19 protein-coding genes are annotated in these 19268 nt (G+C 61.0%); 8 read left to right on the top strand and 11 right to left on the bottom strand.

Features of this window, described 5'->3' with window-relative positions; translation table 11 throughout:
* Positions 1 to 49: 49 nt before the first annotated feature.
* From ACU0FH_RS19350 to coxB, 10 genes are all read right to left on the bottom strand, one after another.
* Positions 50 to 874 carry an MBL fold metallo-hydrolase gene (locus ACU0FH_RS19350; protein ID WP_446196371.1) on the bottom strand — a complete coding sequence of 275 codons (825 nt, stop codon included), beginning with the start codon at positions 872 to 874 and terminating at the stop codon, positions 50 to 52.
* A gap of 126 nt (positions 875 to 1000) precedes the next feature.
* Positions 1001 to 1585 (bottom strand): GNAT family N-acetyltransferase, encoded by a 585-nt coding sequence (locus ACU0FH_RS19345; protein ID WP_446196988.1) that lies wholly within the window; start codon positions 1583 to 1585, stop codon positions 1001 to 1003.
* 21 nt (positions 1586 to 1606) lie between these two features.
* Positions 1607 to 2869: a M16 family metallopeptidase gene (locus ACU0FH_RS19340; RefSeq protein ID WP_446196370.1), complete on the bottom strand. Its 1263-nt coding sequence runs from the start codon at positions 2867 to 2869 to the stop codon at positions 1607 to 1609.
* Entirely contained in the window at positions 2866 to 4254 is a 1389-nt protein-coding gene (gene thrC / locus ACU0FH_RS19335) for a threonine synthase (RefSeq protein ID WP_446196987.1), read from the bottom strand. Before thrC ends, ACU0FH_RS19340 begins: the two co-directional genes overlap by 4 nt.
* A gap of 5 nt (positions 4255 to 4259) precedes the next feature.
* Positions 4260 to 4931 (bottom strand): SURF1 family protein, encoded by a 672-nt coding sequence (locus tag ACU0FH_RS19330; protein ID WP_446196369.1) that lies wholly within the window; start codon positions 4929 to 4931, stop codon positions 4260 to 4262.
* 100 nt (positions 4932 to 5031) lie between these two features.
* Complete coding sequence (locus tag ACU0FH_RS19325; protein ID WP_446196368.1) at positions 5032 to 5844, bottom strand: cytochrome c oxidase subunit 3; 813 nt, start codon at positions 5842 to 5844, stop codon at positions 5032 to 5034.
* 25 nt (positions 5845 to 5869) lie between these two features.
* Positions 5870 to 6445 (bottom strand): cytochrome c oxidase assembly protein, encoded by a 576-nt coding sequence (locus ACU0FH_RS19320; protein WP_088633752.1) that lies wholly within the window; start codon positions 6443 to 6445, stop codon positions 5870 to 5872.
* Positions 6445 to 6606: a hypothetical protein gene (locus ACU0FH_RS19315; protein ID WP_198952262.1), complete on the bottom strand. Its 162-nt coding sequence runs from the start codon at positions 6604 to 6606 to the stop codon at positions 6445 to 6447. The genes ACU0FH_RS19320 and ACU0FH_RS19315 overlap by 1 nt, the downstream gene beginning before the upstream one ends.
* On the bottom strand, positions 6603 to 7544 hold the full coding sequence (gene cyoE / locus ACU0FH_RS19310; RefSeq protein WP_446196367.1) for a heme o synthase: 942 nt from the start codon (positions 7542 to 7544) through the stop codon (positions 6603 to 6605). Before cyoE ends, ACU0FH_RS19315 begins: the two co-directional genes overlap by 4 nt.
* 126 nt (positions 7545 to 7670) lie before the next feature.
* Positions 7671 to 8513, bottom strand: a complete 843-nt coding sequence (coxB, locus tag ACU0FH_RS19305; RefSeq protein ID WP_446196366.1) for a cytochrome c oxidase subunit II — start codon at positions 8511 to 8513, stop codon at positions 7671 to 7673.
* Between the two features lie 182 nt (positions 8514 to 8695).
* On the opposite strand from coxB, the gene tldD reads away from it, so the two are divergent.
* From tldD to ACU0FH_RS19280, 5 genes are all read left to right on the top strand, one after another.
* Positions 8696 to 10120 carry a metalloprotease TldD gene (gene tldD / locus ACU0FH_RS19300; RefSeq protein ID WP_446196365.1) on the top strand — a complete coding sequence of 475 codons (1425 nt, stop codon included), beginning with the start codon at positions 8696 to 8698 and terminating at the stop codon, positions 10118 to 10120.
* Positions 10121 to 10304: 184 nt separating this feature from the next.
* Positions 10305 to 11447 (top strand): DNA-processing protein DprA, encoded by a 1143-nt coding sequence (gene dprA, locus ACU0FH_RS19295; protein ID WP_446196364.1) that lies wholly within the window; start codon positions 10305 to 10307, stop codon positions 11445 to 11447.
* 179 nt (positions 11448 to 11626) lie between these two features.
* Positions 11627 to 14260 carry a type I DNA topoisomerase gene (gene topA, locus ACU0FH_RS19290; RefSeq protein ID WP_446196363.1) on the top strand — a complete coding sequence of 878 codons (2634 nt, stop codon included), beginning with the start codon at positions 11627 to 11629 and terminating at the stop codon, positions 14258 to 14260.
* A gap of 140 nt (positions 14261 to 14400) precedes the next feature.
* Complete coding sequence (locus ACU0FH_RS19285; RefSeq protein WP_446196362.1) at positions 14401 to 15105, top strand: CoA transferase subunit A; 705 nt, start codon at positions 14401 to 14403, stop codon at positions 15103 to 15105.
* Positions 15105 to 15728, top strand: coding sequence for a 3-oxoacid CoA-transferase subunit B (locus ACU0FH_RS19280; RefSeq protein WP_446196361.1), 624 nt, complete (start codon positions 15105 to 15107; stop codon positions 15726 to 15728). The genes ACU0FH_RS19285 and ACU0FH_RS19280 overlap by 1 nt, the downstream gene beginning before the upstream one ends.
* Before the next feature lie 127 nt (positions 15729 to 15855).
* On the opposite strand, the gene ACU0FH_RS19275 is transcribed toward ACU0FH_RS19280, so the two are convergent.
* Positions 15856 to 16722: a lytic transglycosylase domain-containing protein gene (locus tag ACU0FH_RS19275; protein ID WP_446196360.1), complete on the bottom strand. Its 867-nt coding sequence runs from the start codon at positions 16720 to 16722 to the stop codon at positions 15856 to 15858.
* 333 nt (positions 16723 to 17055) lie between these two features.
* Here ACU0FH_RS19275 and ACU0FH_RS19270 point away from each other — a divergent pair, with 333 nt between their 5' ends.
* The 3 genes from ACU0FH_RS19270 (at position 17056) to cpaB (ending at position 19188) form a co-directional block, all read left to right on the top strand.
* Entirely contained in the window at positions 17056 to 17262 is a 207-nt protein-coding gene (locus ACU0FH_RS19270; protein WP_238369801.1) for a hypothetical protein, read from the top strand.
* A gap of 428 nt (positions 17263 to 17690) precedes the next feature.
* A complete protein-coding gene (locus tag ACU0FH_RS19265) occupies positions 17691 to 17897 on the top strand; it encodes a hypothetical protein (protein WP_238369801.1) in 207 nt (68 codons plus the stop codon).
* A gap of 439 nt (positions 17898 to 18336) precedes the next feature.
* A complete protein-coding gene (gene cpaB / locus ACU0FH_RS19260) occupies positions 18337 to 19188 on the top strand; it encodes a Flp pilus assembly protein CpaB (RefSeq protein ID WP_446196359.1) in 852 nt (283 codons plus the stop codon).
* Positions 19189 to 19268: the final 80 nt, after the last annotated feature.

The following is a 19268-nucleotide window of genomic DNA, read 5'->3' as shown; positions in this document are numbered from 1 at the left end:
GCCTCTCATTGCCCAAAGCCCCGAGAGGATGCAAGAGCATCAATCGCCCCTATTCGACGAGATAGGCAGGCTCCAGCACGATCACCGTCGGCCGCCCCGGCAGGCTCCGCAGGCCCACCTCAAGGAAATTTATCCCGGCTCGTTCGACCGCGAATTCATCCGCAATATCAATAAGAAAACGCTCCAGCGCCACGCCGCTGAACCAGTGCATCGGGATCACGACCGAAGACTTCAACCGCTTCAGCACCGTCACCATATCCGCCAGCGGCAGGGTCATCCCCCCGTCCACCGGCGCCATCACCACGTCAAGCCGGCCCAGTGCGGCAAACTGCTCATCATTCGGGACGTGATGCAGATGCCCCAGATGCCCGATACAAAGCCCCGCCACCTCGAAGACAAAGATCGAATTGCCCTGCGGTTCCTGGCCCCCCCATTGCGACCGGATATCCGTCGATACATTGCGCACCAGCATCTCGCCAAGATCGAGGTGATGCGAAATTCCCTCACCGAAATCCCCCCAGCCCGGCAGCACATGCGGTATCCTCGGATCCGGCTCAGCCGTCCAATGAGTTCCATGGGCATGGTTCATCGTCACCACATCCGGCACCATTTCCACCATGCCGATAAAGCCGGTGAAATCTGTCACCGCGTTCAGCCCGCCGGGCGTCTGGATCAGGAAACTGGCATGGGACACATAACTGATCCGCACCTCGTCCTCAGGCACCGGTTCCTGCCAGGAGGCCTTGTGAAGGAACTGCATCCCCGGCGCCGCATCGGCGATTGCAATGCAATGGCTCGGCCGACGCGACTCCTGCGCCGAAACCGACGTCAGCGACATCACCACAAGACCGATGGAAAAAATCAGAAAACGCATGCCATCAACCCTAGCCGCGCCACGCGATTCGACCTTCAAACTTTTTTGTGAGCTTTTCCTCTTGCGGGAAATACTCCAGGGGTGAATTGGCCAGAGGCCAAGAGGGGACAGTGTCCCCTGCGCCGCTCAGCCCGCCTCGGTACGACCCCGCCTGTCACTGCGCAGCGCGGCATAAAGCACATGGGTCCGCCAGCGCCCGCCGATCTGCAGATAGGACTGCGCGACGCCCTCGTACTTGAAACCGGAATTTTCCAGCAAGCCCCGTGATGCCGCATTTTCAGGCAGACAGGCGGCCTCGATGCGCGACAGGTCGAGCCGGGTGAAAGCGTAATGCACCACCGCGCCAATCGCCTCGCGCATGTATCCCTGCCGGGCAAAGTTCTGGCCGGTCCAATAGCCCAGCGTCCCCGCCTGCGCCGGGCCGCGCCGGATATTGTCCAGTGTGATCGCCCCCACGAGAACCCCGCTGTCGCGCCGGAACAGGAACAGCGGAATCGCCGACCCGCCAGACACCGAACGCTGCGCCCAGTAGACCCGATTGGTAAAGGCCTTGCGGCTCAGATGATCGGGTGCCCAGCTCGGCTCCCACGGCGTCAGGAACTCCGCGCTTTCGCGGCGCAGCGCCGACCATGGGCGAAAATCCGAATGCACCGGCGGGCGCAGGGTCAACCGCTCTGTCTCGATCTTCAATTTACGTTTTGAGAGCAGCATCAAGCGGTTATCCCAGCGGCATCAGGCGGCGCGCCGCTCCTGAAGCTGCGCGAGCGAGGGCGCATCCGCGATCGGGCCATAAAGCGCCAGCGCCGCCGGCGCGCGGCCCGCGATCATCTCGGCAAAGGCACGCACATCGCCCGTTGTAACGGAATCGATCCGCTGGATGGTGTCTTCAAGCGACGGCACCTTGTCCCAGATCTGCACCAGCCGGGCCAGACGTTCGGCGCGGTTCGACGGGCTTTCCAGCCCCATCAGCATCCCCGCCTTCATCTGCGCCCTTGCACGCGCCACTTCCTCGGCGCTGATGTCGCTGGCCGCGCGTTTCATCTCGTCGATGGTGATACCTGCCAGCTCACCGATCTGTGCGGCGCTTGTCCCGGCATAGATCGTCACCGTGCCGGTATCCGCATATGCACCGGTCTGCGCGAATATCGTATAGCAAAGCCCCCGCCGCTCACGGACTTCCTGGAACAGGCGCGAGGACATGCCGCCCCCCAGCGCGCTTGAATAGATCTGCGAGACGTAAATCGCATCGTCCCGGTAGCCGGGGCTTTCCAGCGCCAGCGCGAAATGCGCCTGCTCAAGCGTTTTTTCACGGCGCACTTCGCCACCGGTGAACTTCGCTTGCGATACCGGCAGGATCGGGCTTGGTTCGAGGTGACCAAACAGCTCTTCGGCCGCCTTGACCAGCGCATCGTGATCGACCGCCCCTGCCGCCGACAGGATCATCTGGCCGGGGCCGTAATGCTCGCCCACGAAACGCGACAGGTCATCGCGGGAAAAAGAGCTTACGCGCTCGGACGGGCCAAGGATGGTGCGGCCCAGCGGCTGATCGCGATAGCTTTCTTCCTGCAACCAGTCGAAAATCACGTCATCCGGCGTATCCGCCGCCTGCCCGATCTCCTGCAGGATCACACCGCGTTCCACCTCGATCTCGTTTGGATCGAACACCGGGTTCAGCAAAATGTCGGAGATCACGTCCAGCGCCAGCGGCACGTCGTTCTTGAGCACGCGTGCGTAATAGGCTGTCACCTCGCGCGAGGTATAGGCGTTGATATAGCCACCCACATCCTCGATCGCCTCGGCGATCTGTAGCGAGCTGCGCTTTTTCGTGCCCTTGAACGCCATGTGTTCAAGAAAATGCGCAATCCCGTTCTGTTCGATCCGTTCGTGCCGCCCGCCGGCATTCACCCAGATTCCGATGGCAGCGGATTGCAGGCCCGGCATGAATTCAGAGACGATCCGAAAGCCATTGGCCAGTTGGTCTTGTTGAACAGTCACGCGCGGATGTTTCCCTTGATATGGTCCTTGAGCGCCGCGAGATCGTTGGCGATCCGGGTCACCCGTTCCGACCTCTCATACAGATCAGCCATCGCCGGGGGAAGAGGCGGATGTATGCCTGTCGCTGCCTCGACCGCGTCCGGGAACTTGGCCGGATGGGCGGTGGCCAGCGTTATCATCGGCACATCGTCCGCGCGTTGCTCTTCAGCGACCTTCACGCCAACGGCGGTATGCGGGCAGATCAGCTCGGCGCTTTTTTTCAGCGTCTCGGCGATGGTGGCGCTGGTTTCTTCCTCGCTCGCGCGGCCCGAGACAAAGGTTTCGGCGAGGAATTCCATCGCGCCCTGACTCACGTCGAAGCCGCCCTGTTTCAGCTCGTCCATGAGCTGCGCCACGGCCTTGCCGTCGCGCCCGTAGGCATCGAACAGCGCGCGTTCGAAATTGGACGAGACCTGGATATCCATCGAAGGGCTGATCGACGGATGGGTCGGGCCCTTGTGATAGCCCTGCCCCGACAGGCAGCGGTGCAGGATGTCGTTCTGATTGGTCGCGACGACCAGCTTGTCGACGGGCAGCCCCATCTGCTTGGCGATGTAACCGGCAAAGATATCGCCGAAATTGCCAGTCGGCACGGTAAAGCTCACCTTACGCTCCGGCGCGCCCAGGCTGACGGCGGAGGAGAAGTAATAGACAACCTGCGCCAGCACCCGCGCCCAGTTGATCGAGTTCACGGCGGCGAGCTTTACCCCGTCGCGGAAATCGTCATCGGCGAACATGTCCTTGAGCGCGGCCTGGCAATCGTCGAAATCGCCATCTACCGCCAGCGCGTGCACGTTATCTTCCGAAGGCGTGGTCATCTGGCGGCGCTGCACTTCGGACACGCGCCCATGCGGGTAGAGGATGAAGACATCGACGTTATCAAGCCCCCGGAACGCCTCGATCGCGGCAGAGCCGGTATCGCCCGAGGTCGCACCGACGATGGTTACCCGGTCGCCCCGCCGCGCCAGCGCGGCCTGAAACAGCTGACCGATCAGCTGCATCGCGAAATCCTTGAACGCCAGCGTCGGCCCGTGGAACAATTCAAGCAGGAAATGATTCTGGTCCAGTTGCACCAGCGGCGCACGCGCCACGTGACCGAACCCGGCATAGGCGCGGTCGATGATCGCGCGGAATTCGTCATCGGTGAACGTGTCGCCGATAAAGGGGCGCATGACGCGAAAGGCGATTTCGTCATAGCCAAGCCCGTTCAGCGCGGCGATGTCCTCGCGGCTCATCTGTGGGATGGTCTCGGGCACGTAAAGCCCGCCGTCACGGGCAAGCCCGGTCAGCATGGTGTCTTCAAAGCTCAGCGCGGGCGCGGTGCCGCGGGTCGAGATATACTGCATGTCTCTCATTCGGTTTTTCGGGCGCGCGGGCGCCTTATGAAGAAGACGGTCATCGCTACCCAGATCAGGGTCAGCGAAAACCAGGTGATCGCGTATTGCAAGTGGTCATTCGGGATATTGGCCGTCCCGATCGGCATCGGATCAAGCCCCGGATCTGTCTGCGTGCGGGCCACCAGCAGCACCGGTTCCGTGTCCAGCGCGCGCGCCATCGCGGGCACGTCGCGGGCAAACCAGATGTTGTCTTCGATCTCCGGCTCGGGCGTGAAACGGTCGCGCTCCTTCGGCCAGTGCAGGTTACCGGTCACCTCGAACGGCCCAAGCGCGCGGGGCGCGTCCTTGGCTGTCTGCCGGGCAAAACCGCGATCGATCATGATCCGGCGGCCGGAGTCGGTCACGAAAGGCGCGATCACGCGATAACCGGCACCGATATTCTTTTGCGACACCAGCACATGCAGCTCACCCGGGAGAATCGTGCCAGTGGCGGTGACGGCAAGATAGGTATCGGTTTCCGGATCGGGGTCGGCGGGCAGGGCCACCGGTTGCTCATTGATACGGGCATCGATCTCGGCAAGGATGCCCTGTTTCCATTCCAGCCGCTGAAGCTGCCAGACGCCCAGCCAGACAAGGATGGCCGTGCCGACCAGGCCGAAGGTTAACAGGAACAGCAGACGCGGCATCGGAACAGAACCACCTGGACAAGAAGAAGGCGCGCAAACCATGTTGCGCGCCTTGCGTGATACGGGCTGTGCGCGGGATTTTGAACCCGCAATCGACAGCTTACATGCCGGAGGTGCCCCAGATGTAAACCGCGAAGAACAGGAAGAGCCAGACAACGTCGACAAAGTGCCAGTACCATGCGGCGGCTTCGAAACCGACGTGCTGCTCGGGCGTGAAATCGCCCTTCATCGCGCGCAACAGGCAGACAAAGAGGAAGATCGTACCGATGATCACGTGAAAGCCGTGAAAGCCTGTGGCCATGAAGAAGTTCGAGTAGAACTGGTCGCCGCCGAATTCCCAGCCCTCGTGGGCGAGAAGTTCGTAATATTCAAAGGCCTGCAGCGCGGTAAAGAGAATGCCAAAGACGATGCCGATGGCGAGGCCGTTGACCAGCGCCTTTCGGTCATTGTTGTGAACCAGCGCGTGGTGCGCCCAGGTCACGGCACAGCCGGACAGCAGCAGCAGCAGGGTGTTGATCAGCGGCAGGTGGAACGGGTCAACCGCGTGGATTTCTGGGGGCACATACTGCGTGCCGACATATTCCGACATCGGGTAGATGGCGTGCTTGAAGAAGGACCAGAACCATGCCGCAAAGAACATGACCTCGGACATGATGAACAGGATAAAGCCATAGCGCAGGCCAATCCGGACAACCGGGGTGTGATCGCCAACGTGGCTTTCCTTTACAACCTCGGACCACCATCCGAACATGGTGTAGAGAACGGCAACCAGCCCGCCCCAGAACAGAAACGGCGTGCTGCCGTGCATCCAGAGCACCGAGCCGAACAGCATGGCAAAGGCGCCGACCGAGCCGATGAACGGGTAGACCGAAGGGCTAAGGATATGAAAGTCGTGGTTTTTTACATGCGCCATTAGAGTTGTCCCTCACCTTGCGGCATTAATTCAGGTTAGTTTCTTGGGCCTGGTCCAGGGCGGCATAGCCCTCGGGCAGGTCGGTTTCGTAGAACGTGTAGCTCAGCGTGATCGAATTGACATGCTTGGCATCGATATCGTCGACCATCTCGGGATCGACATAGAAGGTCACCGGCATCTGCACGGTTTCGCCCGGCTGGAGCACCTGCTCGGTAAAGCAGAAACATTCGATCTTGGTGAAATAGCCGCCAGCCTCATACGGGAAGACATTATAGACGGCAGAGCCCGCAATGGGCCGGTCGGTCGGGTTGTGGGCCTCGTAAAAGGCCAGCCCCGTCTCACCGATCTTGATTTCCATCGTGCGTTCGACCGGCTTGAAGGTCCAGTCCATATCCGGATCGATCGAGGCGTCAAAGCGGATCTTGATGGTCTGGTCCAGAACGTGATCTGCCCCTGCCTGCGTCACATTGGGCACGCCGCCAAAGCCGGTGACCTTGCAGAACCAGCTGTAAAACGGGACCGACGCCCAAGCCAAACCGCCCATCAGGACGACCGTGCCGACCGTGGTTGCAACCGTTTTGCCGGGACCGGAAAGAGCCATCAGTTCATCTCCTCGACCTTGGGAACCTGGAAATCGCCACTGGTCACCTTGACCACGGTCAGACCAAAGACGATGCCGATAAAGGCGACAAGCAGCAGCGCGACCCCAAGGTTGCGGCCCATGCGGCGCTTGTGGATTTCATGCGTGACGCGAATGCTCATGCCCAGCCTCCAAGGCCCCAGGGACGCAGCAGCGCCTCGGCCAGAATCGCACCGAAATGCAGGAAAAGATAGAGGAGCGACAGGCGGAAGAACTTGCGCTCGACCGCGAAATTGTCGGCCTCGCTGTCGTTTTCGTCGCGACGACAGATGCGCAGGGCACCCAGCAGGAACAGCGCGTTCAGCACGACGGCAACGACAAGGTAGATCGGACCGCCAATGCTGGTGAACCCGGCGCCAATGGCCAGCACGGCCAGCAGGACGGTATAGACAAGGATGTGAACACGGGTCGCGCGGCGACCGTGGGTCACGGTCAGCATCGGCACGCCGGCATCATCGTAATCCGAGCGCATGAACAGGGCCAGCGCCCAGAAATGCGGCGGTGTCCACATGAAGATGAGCGCGACCATCAGCCAGGGTTCGACCGCCATGGAACCGGTCACCGCGACCCAGCCCACCAGCGGAGGGAAGGCACCGGCAAGACCGCCGATCACGATGTTCTGCGGCGTCGCCCGCTTGAGCCACATGGAATAGACGACCACGTAGAAAAAGATCGTAAAGGCCAGCAATGCGCCTGCGAGGATGTTCGTCGCCAGCGCCAGCATCACCACCGAAAAGCCCGACAGGGTCAACCCGAGCGCCAGCGCCTCACCGCGTTCGACACGGCCACCGGGAATCGGGCGCTTGCGGGTCCGGCGCATGATCGCGTCGATATCAGCGTCCCACCACATGTTCAGCGCGCCTGCGGCTCCGCCGCCGACGGCGATGAACAGCACAGCACAGAACCCGATCATCGGGTGCACCTGCATCGGCGCGGCCAGAAGGCCGACCAGCGCGGTAAAGACGACAAGCGTCATGACACGGGGCTTGAGCAGGGCGAAATAATCGCCGAATTGGGCCTCGCCCAGATCTGCCTGTGTATTGATGCTTGCGTCAGTCATGCCTGGCCTTGAAACGGGGGCTAACCCCCCTGCTGAGTCACTGTGGTTTCGTAAGTTCAGGGCAGGAGACCCGCCCTGCCCTGACATTTGCTACAAGGTGACGGGGCGATCTGCCCCGCCCTGCAATCAGTCGGCCAGCGCCACGTCGTAACCGGCGGGCTTGCCTGCGTACATTTCGATCGCGCCTTCGAGCCACGCGTCATATTCTTCCTGGCTCACGACCTTGACGGTGATCGGCATATAGGCGTGGTCCTTGCCGCAAAGCTCAGAGCACTGGCCGAAATAGACGCCTTCGCGATCCGCTTCGAACCACAGTTCGGCAAGGCGGCCCGGAACGCCGTCCTGCTTTACACCAAAGGCCGGGATGGTCCAGGAATGGATCACGTCGGATGCGGTGACCTGAACAACGATGGTCTTGCCGACGGGAACGACAACGGCGGTATCGGTGGCCAGCAGGTATTCGTCCTGGCTGTAGCCTGCCTCTTCAAGACCGTCGCGCTGCAGCATGAAGCTGTCGAAGCCGAATTCGTTATCGACATATTCATAGCTCCAGTACCACTGGTTGCCGGTCGCCTTGATGGTGATGTCACCCTCTGGGATTTCCTGCTGTTCGAACAGAACCGGAAGGGAAAACGCGCCAATCAGCACGAGGATAAAGACCGGAATGATCGTCCATGCGATTTCCAGCGGCGTATTGTGGGTAAAAGACGCCGGGTTCGGGTTGGCGCGACGGTTGAAGCGCACAATCGCGAAGATCAGCAGCGCGGTCACGAACACCACGATCAGCGTGATGATAATGAGCAGCAGGTGATCGAGCCCCTGCTGGTCGCGCGCCAGATCAGTCACCGGGGTCTGGAAGTTCACGCCGCCCTGATGCGGCCGCCCAACGATCTCGAGCCCGTCCTGTGCAAGAGCCGGCAGGGCGGAAAGGACCGTCATCAGCCCCGAGAGTGTGAATACATTTTTCATGTCAGTTCCTGATCGTTTGATCGCGTTCTTATTGCTGGCGGCCGGGCGCGAACTGGTCCCGCGCATCCGCCCGTTGTATTTGCTGCATGTTAAAACCATATTCTGTCAGACAGATAAAGAGACCTGCTTGCGTCAAACGGACGCTTTTTTACAAACGGCCCCCTCCTGAAAGGCAAATACCTATGTCCGATGCCCCATTTCGCCCTTTCGAAAGCGCATTTCCGCGGGATGCCGCGCTGAAACAGCTCCAAGAGGCGACGGATGGCGCGGATGACGGAGAGCTTTTTGTCGAGCGTCGCCGCTCGGAATCGCTGGCTTTCGACGACGGTCGGCTGGTGAATGCCAGCTATGACGCCGCCGAGGGATTCGGTCTGCGCGCGGTCCGGGGAGAGGTCGCGGGCTATGCCCACTCCACCGAGCTTTCGATGTCGGCGCTGCGCCGCGCCTCGGAAACCGCGCGGCTCGCTGTCGGCGATGGCGGCGGTACGCTGGCCGATGCGCCGCTGCCGACGAATCGCCGTCTCTATACGGATGAAGACCCGATCTCCGGCGTGTCCTTCCCGGTAAAGGTCGAAACCCTGCGCGAGATCGATGCCTTTGCGCGCGATCTTGATCCCCGCGTGGTGCAGGTATCGGCGATGCTTGGCGCGTCGCTGCAAGAGGTTGAGATTCTGCGCCCCGATGGCGTGCAGGTGCGCGATGTGCGCCCGATGACCCGGCTCAACGTTTCGGTCATTGTCGAATCGAACGGCCGCCGGGAAACCGGATCGGCGGGCGGTGGCGGGCGTGTCGGGCTGGACGGGCTGATCGATCCGCAGGACTGGCAGGCCAAGGCGCGCGAGGCGCTGCGCATCGCGTTGGTCAATCTCGAAGCGGTCCCCGCCCCGGCGGGCGTGATGGAAGTGGTGCTTGGCCCCGGCTGGCCCGGCATCCTGCTGCACGAGGCGATCGGCCACGGGCTGGAAGGCGATTTCAACCGCAAGGGCACCAGTGCTTTTGCCGGGCTTATGGGCCAGCAGGTCGCGGCCAAGGGCGTGACCGTGCTTGACGACGGGACGATTCCCGACCGGCGCGGGTCGATCACCGTCGATGACGAAGGCACGCCGTCGCGTCGCAACGTGTTGATCGAGGACGGCATCCTTGTCGGTTTCATGCAAGACCGGCAGAACGCCCGGCTTATGGGCGTCGAGCCAACCGGTAACGGTCGGCGCGAGAGCTATGCGCATAAACCCATGCCGCGCATGACGAATACTTACATGATGGGCGGCGATGCCGACCCAGCCGATCTTGTCGCCGAGATGAAGGATGGCATCTACGCAGTTGGATTCGGCGGCGGTCAGGTCGACATCACCAACGGCAAGTTCGTGTTTTCCTGTACCGAGGCCTATCGCGTGATCGACGGCAAGGTGGGCGCACCGGTCAAGGGCGCCACGCTGATTGGCGACGGTGCGACCTCGCTGAAACACATCCGCGCGCTTGGCAACGACTTGGCGCTTGATCCCGGAATGGGCAATTGCGGCAAGGACGGGCAATGGGTGCCGGTGGGCGTTGGCCAGCCGACCGTACTCATGGATGGTCTGACGGTTGGCGGATCTGCGGCCGGCTGACCGTGTCCTGACGAGGCGAGTCGCCGACGGCCCTCGCGCTGGCATTTCTTGCTTAAGAAAGGCCTTACAAAATAGCGCTGCCAGTCGGAATAATTTTCGGAAGAAGAGCGAAAAATCGGCGGCACTTTACGTGCTGTTAACCAATTCGACGCTAGCTTGATGAGGCAATCAGGCGGAGTTACGGATGACCGAGGAAAGTTTTTCTTCCACTCACCCCCCACTCCCACCCACCACGGAAGAAGATCGGTACTCGTGGCTTCGTCTGTTGCGCTCTCGCAGGGTCGGTGTGACGACTTTCTACCGGCTTTTGTCAGAGCATGGCACGGCGCAGAATGCCCTTGCCGCGTTGCCTGAAGTGGCACGCGCTGCCGGCGTGGACGGATATGAAATATGCCCAGCCGGCGTAATAGATGGTGAACTCAGGGCGGCAAGGGCTGTCAAAGCGCAGCTCTTGTGCCTTGGGTCACCTGATTACCCTCCCGAACTCGCCACCATAGAAGATGCCCCGCCCCTGCTCTGGGCCATCGGGGACATATCGCTGCTGCATCAGCCCGCCATCGGCATGGTCGGCGCGCGCAATGCCTCCTCGCTTGGCACGCGTATGGCCCGTGCCCTTGCCCGCGATCTGGGGGAGGAGGGCTTTGTCGTCGCCTCCGGGCTGGCGCGCGGCATTGACGCGGCGGCGCATCTGGCGGCGCTGCCCACGGGTACGATTGCCGTCATGGCCGGTGGGGTCGATGCGATCTATCCACCCGAAAACGCCGCGCTGGCCCATGACATCGCCGCCAAGGGCCTGCGGATATCGGAACAGCCGATGGGGCAGACGCCCATGTCGCGCCATTTCCCGCCACGAAACCGCATCATCTCGGGCCTGTCCCGCGCCGTCGTCGTGATCGAGGCGGCGATGAAATCCGGCAGCCTGATCACCGCGCGCGACGCGCTGGATCAGGGCCGCGATGTACTGGCGGTGCCGGGCCATCCCTTCGATGCGCGTGCCGCAGGCTGCAATATGCTGATCCGGGACGGGGCCACTCTGGTGCGCAATGCAGAGGATGTGCTGAATGCGCTGTCACCGCGCCGCGCCCCGATCCAGGCCGACCTGCTCGACGACATCCCTCCGCCCCCGCCGGAACGCCGCAGCCTGCGCGAAACCGCCGCGCTGCACAGCCAGATCCTCGACCGACTCGGCCCCGCGCCGCTGGCCGAGGACCAGCTTATCCGCGATCTCGCCCTCGGGCCGAATATCGTGGCCCCGGCGCTGGTAGATCTGGAGATAGACGGCAAGATCGAACGTCACTCTGGCGGTCTGCTCGCCCGGGCCCGCTGAATTCGCTCGCTCAACCTCATTGCGACCCTGCGCCAGTGCCTGCAACACGTGCATCCAGCAGGCCACAGCAACGTCAGATTGACGCGCTGTTTGCAGACGCATTGACATTACACCCTTGCACCCCACATGTTGCGCCGTCATAGAGCAGCCCCGCATCCGCATATGAGGTAAAGCGTTAAATGCCTGTAGTCGTTGTAGAATCTCCGGCCAAAGCGAAGACAATCAATAAGTATCTTGGCCCCGGATACACGGTTCTGGCCTCTTACGGGCATGTGCGGGACCTGCCGCCAAAGGATGGATCGGTCGACCCCGAACACGATTTCGAGATGAAATGGGAAGTCGCGTCGGACAGTAAGAAACACATGAAAGCCATTGCCGACGCACTGGCCGAAGACGGCGAACTAATTCTCGCGACCGACCCCGACCGCGAGGGCGAAGCGATCAGCTGGCACCTGCAGGAGGCGCTGACCAAGCGCCGGTCGATCAAAAAGGACACACCGGTCAGCCGCGTGACCTTTAACGCGATCACCAAAGACGCGGTGGCTCAGGCAATGGCCAACCCACGCCAGGTCGACATGCCTCTGGTCGAGGCCTATCTCGCCCGCCGCGCGCTCGACTACCTTGTGGGCTTCAATCTCTCGCCCGTGCTCTGGCGCAAGCTGCCCGGCGCGAAATCGGCGGGACGTGTGCAATCGGTCTGCCTGCGCCTGATTGTCGAACGCGAGATGGAAATCGAGGCGTTCAATGCCCGCGAATACTGGTCGGTCAAGGCCATGCTCGCCACGCCGCGCGGTCAGGAATACGAAGCCCGGCTGACGGTGCTCGCCGGTAAAAAGCTCGAACGCTACGATATCGAGAATGAAACGCAGGCCGAACTGGCAGTTCAGGCGATCAACAGCCGAGAGCTCACCGTGCAATCGGTCGAGGCGAAACCTGCCACGCGCAATCCTTCCGCGCCTTTCATGACCTCGACCCTGCAACAGGAAGCCAGCCGCAAATTCGGCATGGGCGCGCGCCAGACCATGAGCACGGCGCAGCGCCTCTACGAGGCCGGACACATTACTTATATGCGGACGGACGGCATCGACATGGCGCCTGAGGCGGTCAGCGCCGCGCGCGACGCGATCCAAAGCCGCTATGGCAAGGAATACGTGCCCGGCAGCCCGCGCATCTACAAGAACAAGGCGAAGAACGCGCAGGAAGCACACGAATGTATCCGCCCGACCGACATGGCGGCGGATGCGGAATCGCTCAACCTGCGCGAACCCGACCAGCGCAAGCTGTATGATCTGATCTGGAAGCGGACACTGGCCTGCCAGATGGAATCGGCGCGGCTTGAACGCACCACGGTCGATATCGGCAGCAAGGATGAACAGGTCCAGCTGCGCGCGACCGGTCAGGTCCTGCTGTTTGACGGTTTTCTCAAGGTCTACGAGGAAGGCCGCGACGATTCGGTTGTCGATGACGATGACAAGCGCCTGCCGCAGATCAGCCAGGACGAAAAGGCCGACAAGCGCTCGGTCACGCCCGAGCAGCATTTCACCCAGCCCCCGCCCCGCTATACCGAGGCGACTCTGGTCAAGAAGATGGAAGAGCTCGGCATCGGGCGCCCGTCGACCTATGCCAGCATCGTCACCACGATTCAGGACCGCGAATATGTTCGAAAGGACAAGAACCGACTGATCCCCGAGGACAAGGGGCGGCTGGTGATCGCCTTCCTGCAGAACTATTTCCGCCGTTACGTCGGGTATGATTTCACCGCCGGGCTCGAGGACGAGCTTGACCACGTGAGCGCCGGTGACGCCGATTACAAGGCCGTGCTGGCCCGGTTCTGGCGCGATTTCTCGGCGGCGATTGCCGAAACCAGCGAATTGCGCATCACGGATGTGCTGGAAAAAATCAACGAGGTGCTCGAGCCGCACCTGTTCCCGCCCACCGAGGATGGCAGCGACCCGCGGCTTTGCCCGAATTGCGGTGAAGGTCGGTTGTCGATGCGCACCGCGCGCTCGGGCGGCGCGTTTATCGGGTGCTCCAACTACCCCGAATGCCGCTATACCCGCGCCTTTGGTCCGCCGGGTGCCGAGGATGACGGGGCGATTCCGCCCGATGGTAAGCTGCTGGGCACCGATCAGGGCGACGAGATCCGCGTCTTCAAGGGTCGGTTCGGCCCCTATGTACAGCGTGGCCCGGTCACCGAGGAAAACAAGAAACCGCCGCGCCAGTCCGTGCCCAAGGAATGGCCTGCCGAAGAGCTTGACCTTGAACGCGCCGTGAAACTGCTGAGCCTGCCGCGCGAGATCGGCCCTCATCCCGAGGACGGGATCATGGTCTGGTCGAACATCGGACGGTACGGGCCCTATCTGAAACACGCGCCCAGCACCTCTGACCGGGGCGGCACCAATGCCAATCTCGAAAGCCTTGAGGAAGTGTTCACCGTGGGCATGAACCGCGCAGTGCAGCTTTTGGCTGAAAAGGTCGCAAGCCGGGGCGGACGCGGGGCCGCCGCCAAGACCCTGCGCGAAATTGGCGAACACCCTGATGCGGGCGGCCAGATCAGCATCATGGAAGGCAAATACGGCCCTTACGTGAAATGGGAAAAGATCAACGCTACTTTGCCCAAAGAGGTCGAACCGGAGTCGGTCACGATGGAGATGGCCGTCGAACTGATCGCGGAGAAAGCGGCGAAGTCGGGCAAAAAAGCCCCGGCCAAGAAAAAAGCCGCCGCCAAGAAAGCCCCTGCCAAGAAGACGGCGGCGAAAAAGACCACTGCGAAAAAGAAAGCGCCTGCGAAGAAGGCCGCAGGCGACGACTGACGCTTCATCGGGCGCGGCCTTGCGGGGCCGTACCTTCGCGCGCCGTCTCAACCGGCGCGCGACCGGCTACACGCCAATCGCGTTGACTCTCTTCTTCCCCAGGGTCACATAAAGACAGACGCAGAAACTCGGGGATTTTCATGAAAAAGATATACGATTCCGCCGCCGAAGCGCTGGATGGCATATTGTTCGATGGCATGCTGATCGCGGCTGGCGGCTTTGGCCTTTGTGGCATTCCGGAGCTGCTGATCGACGCGATCAAGGAGGCGGGCACCAAGGATCTGACCGTCGCCTCGAACAACGCGGGCGTTGACGATTTCGGCCTTGGCGTGCTGCTTCAGACCAAGCAAGTCAAGAAGATGATGTCGTCCTACGTGGGCGAAAACGCCGAATTCATGCGCCAATACCTGAGCGGCGAGCTGGAGCTGGAATTCAACCCGCAGGGCACCCTGGCCGAGCGCATGCGTGCCGGCGGCAGCGGCATCCCCGGGTTTTATACCAAAACCGGCGTCGGGACGCAGATTGCCGAGGGCAAAGAGGTAAAGCAGTTCCACGGCGAGGATTACATCCTCGAGGAAGGTATCTTTGCCGATCTCTCGATCGTGAAAGCGTGGAAAGCCGATGACACAGGCAACCTGGTCTTCCGCAAGACCGCGCGCAACTTCAACCCGCCTGCGGCCATGTGCGGCAAGATCTGCGTGGCCGAGGTCGAGGAAATCGTACCGCGCGGCTCGCTCGACCCGGATTACATCCATTTGCCGGGCATCTACGTGCACCGTCTGATCCAGGGCGAGCATGAGAAGCGGATCGAAAAAGTGACAACCCGCGCGAAGGAGGACGCATAATGCCCTGGGATCGCAATCAGATGGCCGCGCGCGCGGCTGAAGAACTTGAAGACGGCATGTATGTGAACCTTGGCATCGGCATTCCGACGTTGGTGGCCAATTACGTGGGCGACAAGGATATTACCCTGCAGTCCGAAAACGGCATGCTGGGCATGGGCCCCTTCCCTTTCGAGGGCGAGGAAGACCCCGACCTGATCAACGCGGGCAAGCAGACGATCACCGAACTCTCGCGCACCTCGTATTTTGACAGCGCGATGTCCTTTGGCATGATCCGTGGCGGCAAGATCGCGGCGGCGATCCTCGGCGCGATGGAAGTGGCCGAGAACGGCGACCTCGCCAACTGGATGATCCCGGGAAAGCTGGTCAAGGGCATGGGCGGCGCGATGGACCTTGTCGCGGGCGTTGGCCGCGTGGTCGTAGTGATGGATCACCAGAACAAGGCCGGTGAATCCAAGGTGCTCAAGTCCTGCACCCTGCCGCTGACCGGCAAGGGCGTGGTCGATCGCATCATCACCAACCTCGGCGTGCTGGACGTGGTCGAGGGTGGTTTGAAGATCGTCGAATGCGCGGAGGGCGTCACCGAAGAAGAACTGCGAAACGCCACCGATGCGACCATCGTCTGATCGGTTTCTACGTTGATTTAAAGGCCGGGCGGTCGCGTCCGGCCTTTTTCGTTTCCGGCTCAGAGCCCAAGAATTTAAGAAATTCTTTGCAAATTTCTGGTCAGAAATTTAGCGCTTTGAACGTCAATCAGTTCATTGTCACAAAGACGCAGCCGTCCGAGATCAGTTCAGGCGGTGTCTGGCAGAGCGCGCTTGCGACCTGAAACGCTGCAAGCACCTTGGGCACGTAATCGCGGGTTTCGGCATAGGGCGGAACACCCTTGTGGGATTTCACCGCCCCCTCGCCCGCATTATACCCGGCCAGCACGAGGATCGGGTCACTGCCAAACTCTCCCATCAGCCAGTCGAGATATTTCACACCGCCAGAAATGCTCTGATCCGGCGCCAACCGGTCTTTGACGCCAAAGCGCGTGGCAGTATCCGGCATCAGCTGCATCAGCCCCGCCGCCCCTGCCGTACTGAGCGCATCCGTCCGTCCCGAGGATTCAACAGCGATCACGGCAAGGACCAGCGCCGGTGAAACCTTGGTGCCGACGGTGCTCTTCAGGATCGGAATGCCCTGTGACTTCGCGATATCCTGCATCGCCTGAAGCCGCGGGGCCGCGACTTTGCCGGAACTGCTCAGCACGCTGAGCGCGGGGGCAAGCCGGCCCGGACCGCTGCCGGACATATCCGGCGAGACCGCATCCCAAAACCAGTCGTAGCGACCGGAGGAGGCCTGCCTGCCCGGCGCGTCGGGATTTGAATCGACAGTCGGGAGAGGTTCGACGGGAAACGCGGGCCGCGCTGCCAGCAAGGCGGCCTGTTCTGCCGGGTCGATCTGCACCGTGATCCGTTTGCGCGCCACATTCGGCGCGGTAGCCGTGCGCGCACCGGGCGCGGTCACGCGCTTGGCAGAAAACTCAGGAAATGGCGCAGGCGTATCACCCCGACCGGGAATCGGGCTTGCCAGCGCCAGGCCCATCAGGCCGAAAGCGAGCGCGCGAAAGGTCATGACTTGCCTCACAATTTTCATTTTTTCCACAAGTCTTGCCAAGCGGTGGACGGATTGCCAGCTTTTCGGAAACGATTCATAATATTCGCTTTGATTTGACACCCAAATGCATCGCTCCCTAGGGTCAAGGGCGTGGTACATTCCAATAATTCCACTTTCTTTTCAATAACTTGATCTTCACGTAGGGCAATAACCGGGCTTTGCGGCCAAAATTCCCGGATTATGCCCAACTATTGCCATGGCCGAACGCGATAACCTCTTCATCCCGGTCGAGAATTTTCTGCTCGACTGAATATGTACCATCTTTTCTGTTGATCCTATGGAGGGACCAAAATGAACAAGTTTCTAAACAAATTCCGCAAAGACGAAGACGGCGCCGTTACGGTCGACTGGGTCGTTCTGACCGCAGCCGTCGTTGCCCTGGCGGGTGCTGCCTACACCTCGATCTCCTCGGGCACCACCAGCCTGACCGAGAGCACCGGCTCCTTCATCTCCGGCAAGAGCCCGAGCGGCAGCGGCGGCGAAAGCGAAGCCGAATAATTTTTCCCAACGATCTGTCCGGTCGTTTGAACCGCGTCCTCTTTCAGAGGGCGCGGTTTTTCTTTGCTCTAAACCGCTTCGCGCCTCCGGCGCAGAAAAGGAGAGTCGCTCTTTCATTCTGCCCGGTTTCTGACAGCCGAATACCTGCCGGTCTTTGAGAAAACACAGACATAGTATTAACACATTCGCCCAGTCCGACCCAATTCGGGCGGTGGTAGCATCCATAAATTCAAGGGCTTACAGAATATCCCTCAAAATCTAACAACTCCGTCGTAAGCGGCGCAAAAAACGAAAATTGATGCCAAATTGCTGCCCCAATCCAACGACTATACTCATTCTAGGCCACGGGATCCGGGTTAGGCAATTTCGCCCCCAACCGGCAAGCGCGGTCTGTATCGCCAGTATATGATCCTATGGAGGGACCAAATATGAACAAGTTTCTAAACAAATTCCGCAAAGACGAAGACGGTGCCGTTACGGTGGACTGGGTCGTTTTGACCGCAGCCGTCGTTGCCTTGGCAGGCGCTGCGTATACCTCGATCAGCTCGGGCACCACAAGCCTGACTGAGAGCACCGGCTCCTTCATCTCCGGCAAAAGCCCGAGCGGCAGCGGCGGCGAAAGCGAAGCCGAATAATCTCTTGCCCGGACAGGCGGTCGTCGTCGCTACGCTTCTCGACAGCGACCCCTGTCCGCCAACGCTTGCGCAACCTGCGAGGACATAATGAAAAATCGCATAGTAAAATTTCTCGGGGGCGAGAGCGGCGCTGTCACAGTGGATTGGGTGGTCCTAACAGCAGCAGTCGTCGGCCTGGCCGGACTTGCCTTTACGTCGATCCAAACCGCGACAGGAGGTCTCGGCAGCAGCACGGGCGCCAGCCTGTCCGGGACAGAAGTCGGAGAGTAATTCTCCAAACTTTTTGAATTGTCTTTCACGTATGACCCGCCGGAACTTCACCGGCGGGTCATTTCGTTTCCCTGATTTGGCCACATTGAAGTTTTAACCTGAATGGCAACTTGGAACGGCAAATCTCCGGCTCCCCCGCGTGGGGCGGGAATTCTAGAGAGGTACGGAAATGCGTGCGGTGTTTGGACTGGTCCTGATTGTCGGTGTCGCCCTAGCAGGCGGTGCGGTCATGATGGCGAAGAATTACATTACAGCATATCAGAACGAGCTGGCCCGCGAGCGGTCGCAGCGGCAGCCCGCCGTGCCAACCGTTGAGGTCATTGTTGCAGATCGCCCGCTACGCTACGGCGAATCCCTGACCCGGGAATCCGTCCGTGCCGTGACCTGGCCACAGAATGCTGTCCCCAAAGGCACGTTCGTCAGCATGGACACTCTATTCCCCTCCGAGGAATCGGACGTGCGTGTCGTCCTGCGCGCGATGGAAAAAGACGAAGCCATCATGAAGGTCAAGGTGACCGAGCCGGGACAGGATGCAGGTCTGACCTCGCAGCTTGAACGCGGCATGCGTGCCTTTGCTATCAAGGTCGACGTAGCCACCGGTGTTTCGGGTTTTCTGCGCCCCGGCGACCGTGTCGATGTCTACTGGACGGGCAGCCTGCGTTCGGCTGGCGGACGTGGCGAGATTACCCGTCTGATTCAGACTGCTGTCAAATTGATCGCGGTGGACCAGACCGCAAGCGAAGATATCAACTCTGCAACCATCGCGCGAACCGTCACCGTATCCGTCAGCCCCGAACAGGTTGCGGCCCTTGCTCAGGCACAGACAACCGGGCGTCTGTCCCTGTCGCTTGTCGGTGCCGATGACGACACCGTCGCCTCTGTCATCGAAGTAGACCAGCGTTCGCTTCTAGGTCTTGGCGAAATCGAAGCCGCCCCCGAAGCGCCGAAGGAACAGGTCTGCACGATCCGGCAGCGTCGTGGCGCCGAAGTGGTTAACATTCCGATCCCTTGCACAAACTGATGATTAAAGGGCAGATTTTTTGATGAGGGCGGTGCCGGTGGCGCCGCCCTCTTTATATTGTTGCTCTTTCTCCACATACA

This window comes from Heliomarina sp. (assembly GCF_052826185.1).
This window is presented reverse-complemented; position numbering and strand designations above follow the sequence as displayed.

Coding starts and splice junctions, on each gene's coding strand:
- ACU0FH_RS19320 (WP_088633752.1), bottom strand. CDS start 6,445: ATGGCTCTTTCCGGTCCCGGCAAAACGGTTGCAACCACGGTCGGCACG.
- ACU0FH_RS19345 (WP_446196988.1), bottom strand. CDS start 1,585: ATGCTGCTCTCAAAACGTAAATTGAAGATCGAGACAGAGCGGTTGACC.
- ACU0FH_RS19330 (WP_446196369.1), bottom strand. CDS start 4,931: ATGCCGCGTCTGCTGTTCCTGTTAACCTTCGGCCTGGTCGGCACGGCC.
- thrC (WP_446196987.1), bottom strand. CDS start 4,254: ATGCAGTATATCTCGACCCGCGGCACCGCGCCCGCGCTGAGCTTTGAA.
- coxB (WP_446196366.1), bottom strand. CDS start 8,513: ATGAAAAATGTATTCACACTCTCGGGGCTGATGACGGTCCTTTCCGCC.
- ACU0FH_RS19270 (WP_238369801.1), top strand. CDS start 17,056: ATGAACAAGTTTCTAAACAAATTCCGCAAAGACGAAGACGGCGCCGTT.
- cyoE (WP_446196367.1), bottom strand. CDS start 7,544: ATGACTGACGCAAGCATCAATACACAGGCAGATCTGGGCGAGGCCCAA.
- ACU0FH_RS19325 (WP_446196368.1), bottom strand. CDS start 5,844: ATGGCGCATGTAAAAAACCACGACTTTCATATCCTTAGCCCTTCGGTC.
- ACU0FH_RS19275 (WP_446196360.1), bottom strand. CDS start 16,722: ATGACCTTTCGCGCGCTCGCTTTCGGCCTGATGGGCCTGGCGCTGGCA.
- ACU0FH_RS19285 (WP_446196362.1), top strand. CDS start 14,401: ATGAAAAAGATATACGATTCCGCCGCCGAAGCGCTGGATGGCATATTG.
- cpaB (WP_446196359.1), top strand. CDS start 18,337: ATGCGTGCGGTGTTTGGACTGGTCCTGATTGTCGGTGTCGCCCTAGCA.
- ACU0FH_RS19265 (WP_238369801.1), top strand. CDS start 17,691: ATGAACAAGTTTCTAAACAAATTCCGCAAAGACGAAGACGGTGCCGTT.
- topA (WP_446196363.1), top strand. CDS start 11,627: ATGCCTGTAGTCGTTGTAGAATCTCCGGCCAAAGCGAAGACAATCAAT.
- tldD (WP_446196365.1), top strand. CDS start 8,696: ATGTCCGATGCCCCATTTCGCCCTTTCGAAAGCGCATTTCCGCGGGAT.
- ACU0FH_RS19315 (WP_198952262.1), bottom strand. CDS start 6,606: ATGAGCATTCGCGTCACGCATGAAATCCACAAGCGCCGCATGGGCCGC.
- ACU0FH_RS19350 (WP_446196371.1), bottom strand. CDS start 874: ATGCGTTTTCTGATTTTTTCCATCGGTCTTGTGGTGATGTCGCTGACG.
- ACU0FH_RS19280 (WP_446196361.1), top strand. CDS start 15,105: ATGCCCTGGGATCGCAATCAGATGGCCGCGCGCGCGGCTGAAGAACTT.
- dprA (WP_446196364.1), top strand. CDS start 10,305: ATGACCGAGGAAAGTTTTTCTTCCACTCACCCCCCACTCCCACCCACC.